This is a genomic window from Rhabdaerophilum sp. (genome assembly GCF_046092605.1).
GTDB lineage: Bacteria > Pseudomonadota > Alphaproteobacteria > Rhizobiales > Beijerinckiaceae > Rhabdaerophilum.
On the sequence record NZ_JBJTDY010000089.1, the window covers coordinates 1 to 3,865 of the forward strand.

Below are 3,865 nucleotides of genomic sequence, written 5' to 3' on the forward strand. Positions count from 1 at the left end.
AACCAGCGGCATTCCTCCAGCTCTTCCTCGTCCTTGACGATATCGAAGCTCGTGGCTTCCGCCACAGCACCGATCATCAGCGACATCGGCAGCGGCCAGGGCTGGTTCAGCACCACGCGCACGCGCCCGATGTCGAGCCCAGCCTCCTCCTTGCATTCGCGGCGCACGGCGGCCTCGATGGTCTCGCCCGGCTCCACGAAGCCCGCGAGGGTGGAATAGGTGTTCGGAATGAAGCGTGCCTGCCGGCCGAGCACGCAGCGATCCCCATCGACAATGAGCATGATGACGACGGGATCGGTTCGCGGGAAATGCTGCGCGCCGCAGGCCGCGCAATCTCGCCGCCAGCCGCCCTGCGTCAGCGCGGTGGGGGCCCCGCAATTCGAGCAGAAGCGGTGTTTCCAGTGCCAGAGCGTGAGCGCCTTGCCCTCCGCGATGGCACCAAGATCCGCCGGCGAAACCGGTCGCTCCACCGCCACCTGCCGCACGCCCATCAGCACGAGGCCCGCCTCGGCTTTCAGAACTTCCTCGATCGCGGGATCGATGAACTGCGCGAAACGGGGGGAGCCCTTCTCGATGCCGAGGAAAATCCGCTCGCGATGAAACCCGGCTTCCGGCAACTCACCTGCATCGAACAGGGCATCGAGCATCTCGCCGCGCTTCGCCAGCACCACCTGATCGCCGCAGAAGGCGTAGAAGCGCGCTTGGGGCCTTGCTTCCAGCTGCGCCAGTTCTTCTGCCCGGCTCCTGAGATGCGCGGCACGGTCCAGCGTCGCATGGGCAAAGCCGAGGGTCCGGGGAGGGGCACCCTCCTGCAGGAGGGGCCAGTCGAAATCACTCATGCGGAAAGTCCCAGCGCCTTCTCGAAACGGTCGATCAGCGGGCCGACCATGTGCGGCGGGTAAGGCACGCGCTCGCCCTTGCCCCAGACCGGGCCGGGCCAGGCCTCGTCCGACACGTAGCGCGCGATGACATGCACGTGAAGCTGGCGCACCACATTGCCGAGCGCGCCGACATTGATCTTGTCGGGTTTCGAGACATCGCGAACAACCATCTGCGCCAGCGCGATTTCCTCCATCAGTTCCAGACGCTCTTCAACGGGAAGGTCGATGAACTCGGCCATATCCGGCCGGCGCGGCACGAGGATGAGCCAGGGGTAGCGCGCATCATCCATGAGGAGCACGCGGCAGAGCGGCAGGTCGCCGATCTCGTAAGCATCGGCCTCAAGCCGCGCGTTGAGTTGAAATCCCTGTGCGCGAGTCATGCATCACCCCCTCCGCTGGCCCCGTTCTAGCGCCTTGCCGGGGCGGCTGGCGAGCGGGAAAAACGCGCCTCGGATCGGCTCGGCCTCGCTTGTTTTCGGCCGCGAGATCGCCCATATAGCGAACGGGAGGTTGGCGGTGGACGCATCCCTCGCCAACCGGGTCAGGTCCGGAAGGAAGCAGCCCCAACGAGACCGAGCGGGTTATTGTCCAGCCTCCCACCCCTTCCCCTGCCGGGCCGAGAAGGCCAGTGTGTTGAACGGCGGGCGGGTTTTGGGCTGGGACAGCGCGAGCGGCACGGAGGGAGGGATCATGGCGAATTCCGATCTTCCGATCTCCGACCTTCCCGATGCCGAAAATGGCGGCGCCTATCGCGTTCTCGCCCGCAAATATCGCCCGCAGAGCTTCGTTGACCTGATCGGCCAGGGCGCAATGGTGCGCACGCTGCGCAATGCCTTTTCCACGAACCGCATCCATCAGGCCTATATTTTCACTGGCGTGCGCGGCGTGGGGAAGACGACGACCGCGCGCATTCTCGCCCGTGCGCTGAACTACGAAACCGAAGGCGTGAAATCCCCGCAGATCGACATGCCGACCTTGGGTCTTCATTGCGAGGCCATCATGGAAAGCCGGCATGTCGACGTGATCGAGATGGACGCGGCTTCCAATACCTCGATTTCCAACGTGCGCGAGATCATCGAGGCCGCGCGCTACAAGCCGGTTTACGCGCGCACCAAGGTCTACATCATCGACGGAAGTGCACATGCTCTCCACCGCCGCCTTCAACGGCCTGCTGAAGACGCTGGAAGAGCCGCCGCCGCATGTGAAATTCCTGTTCGCGACGACCGAAATTCGCAAGGTCCCGGTCACCGTTCTTTCGCGATGCCAGCGCTTCGACCTCCGCCGGATCGAAGCCGAGGAGATGATCGCCTATCTCGAAGGCATTGCCGGAAAGGAGCGGGTGCAGATCGAGCGCGAGGCGCTGGGCCTGATCGCGCGCGCCTCTGAAGGCTCGATGCGCGATGCCATCTCGCTGATGGATCAGGCGATTGCCCATGGCGGCGGGAAGGTCGAGGCGGAAGCCGTGCGGGCCTCGCTCGGCCTTGCGGATCGCAGCCGCATCATCGACCTTTTCGAGGCGGTGATGAAGGGCGATATCGCCCGCGCGCTGACCGAATTCGAAAGCCAGTATGATTCGGGCGCCGACCCGGTGGCGATTCTCACCGACCTCGCCGAATTCGTGCATGTCGTGACGCGCCTGAAACTCACGCCTGAGAGCCGCAAGGACGCGGCCCTCTCCCCCGGCGAGCGCGAGCGGGGCGCGGCCTTCGCGGCAGCGCTCACCATTCGCCCGCTCACCATGGCGTGGCAGATTCTGCTCAAGGGCCTGCAGGAGGTGCAATCCGCCTCGCGGCCCAAGATCGCGGCGGAGATGGTGCTGATCCGGCTCGCCTATGCGGCCGATCTGCCGGGGCCGGCCGAGATCATCCGCGACTTGCGGAATGGCAATATCGGCGCTCCTCCAGGGGGGGGCATGCCGGCGGGCGGTGCGGTTGCCGCGCCCCGCGCCAGCGCGCCGGCGATGGGCGAGCCCGGTGCGCCGCGCATGGTCGCGGGAGGCGGCGCGATGCAGCGCCCGGCGATGCGCGCGGAAGCGCAGGCCATTCCCTCCAACCTGCCGCAGAGCTTCGAGGCAGTCGCAGCGCTTGCGGAAGCCAAGCGCGATATCCGCCTGCAATTGGCGCTGACCCGTGACGTTCGCCTGACACGTTTCGAGCCTGGGCGGATCGAGTTCATCCTCGAACCGCATGGCGAGGTGGACCTGCCCAATCGCCTGCTGCGCGCGCTGCTCGGTTGGACCGGCCACCGCTGGGGCGTGACAGTGGTCGACGCGCCGCCCGGCCCGCTGCCGCCGACCTTGCATGAAATCGCCGAGGAGAAGCGCGCGGAGGAGCGGCGCGGCGTGCAGAACAAGCCCGCCATTCAGGCGGTTCTGAAGCATTTCCCGGGCGCCGAGATCGTGCAGATCGAGGAAGCCCGCGCGACCCCCGCCGCCGAGGCCGCACCGAACGAGACCGACGAGCCTCCGGATTTCACCGATCTCGAATTCAGCGACGACGATCTCTGATCGGTTCGCCAAGCAGGAGTGAACCATGCGCGACATTATGGGCATGATGAAGGAAATGGCTGGTCTCAAGGCCAAGATGGAGGCCATGCAGGCCGAACTTGACGAAACACTCGTCGAGGGGCAATCGGGCGCGGGCCTCGTGAAGGTGACGCTCTCCGCCAAGGGCGCGCTGAAGGCGGTGTCGATCGATCCCGAACTCCTGAAGCCCGAGGATCGCGAGATGGTCGAAGACCTGCTGCTTGCGGCCCATGCCGATGCGCGCACGAAAACCGAAAACGTGATCGCCGGGAAGATGCAGGCGCTGACCGGTGGGCTGCCGCTGCCGCCCGGCTTCAAGCTGCCGTTCTGAGCGAAGGGCATTGACGATTGGGGCCGTCATTGCGAGGAGTGAAATGAAGAAGCAATCCAGTCCTTTTCTCTGGATTGCAGCTTCAGCCGCTTCGCGTCTTCCTCGCAATGACGTCTTCTTGCGGACATC

The 3,865-nt window shown here is 65.5% G+C and carries 3 protein-coding genes, 1 other RNA gene and 1 pseudogene; 3 read left to right on the top strand and 2 right to left on the bottom strand.

Features of this window, described 5'->3' with window-relative positions; genetic code table 11:
- On the bottom strand, positions 1 to 839 hold an 839-nt coding region (nudC, locus tag ACKODO_RS07325), incomplete at its 3' end, for an NAD(+) diphosphatase (protein WP_408982792.1).
- A complete protein-coding gene (locus ACKODO_RS07330; RefSeq protein ID WP_408982793.1) occupies positions 836 to 1,261 on the bottom strand; it encodes an HIT domain-containing protein in 426 nt (141 codons plus the stop codon). The genes ACKODO_RS07330 and nudC, both read right to left, overlap by 4 nt.
- A gap of 124 nt (positions 1,262 to 1,385) precedes the next feature.
- Between ACKODO_RS07330 and ffs the strand changes: the two genes are divergently transcribed.
- From ffs to ACKODO_RS07345, 3 genes and pseudogenes are all read left to right on the top strand, one after another.
- Positions 1,386 to 1,482: signal recognition particle sRNA small type (gene ffs, locus ACKODO_RS07335), an RNA gene on the top strand.
- A gap of 89 nt (positions 1,483 to 1,571) precedes the next feature.
- Positions 1,572 to 3,387 (top strand): annotated as a pseudogene (locus tag ACKODO_RS07340) (DNA polymerase III subunit gamma/tau).
- A gap of 25 nt (positions 3,388 to 3,412) precedes the next feature.
- On the top strand, positions 3,413 to 3,736 hold the full coding sequence (locus ACKODO_RS07345) for a YbaB/EbfC family nucleoid-associated protein (protein ID WP_408982794.1): 324 nt from the start codon (positions 3,413 to 3,415) through the stop codon (positions 3,734 to 3,736).
- Positions 3,737 to 3,865: the final 129 nt, after the last annotated feature.

Coding starts and splice junctions, on each gene's coding strand:
- ACKODO_RS07330 (WP_408982793.1), bottom strand. CDS start 1,261: ATGACTCGCGCACAGGGATTTCAACTCAACGCGCGGCTTGAGGCCGAT.
- ACKODO_RS07345 (WP_408982794.1), top strand. CDS start 3,413: ATGCGCGACATTATGGGCATGATGAAGGAAATGGCTGGTCTCAAGGCC.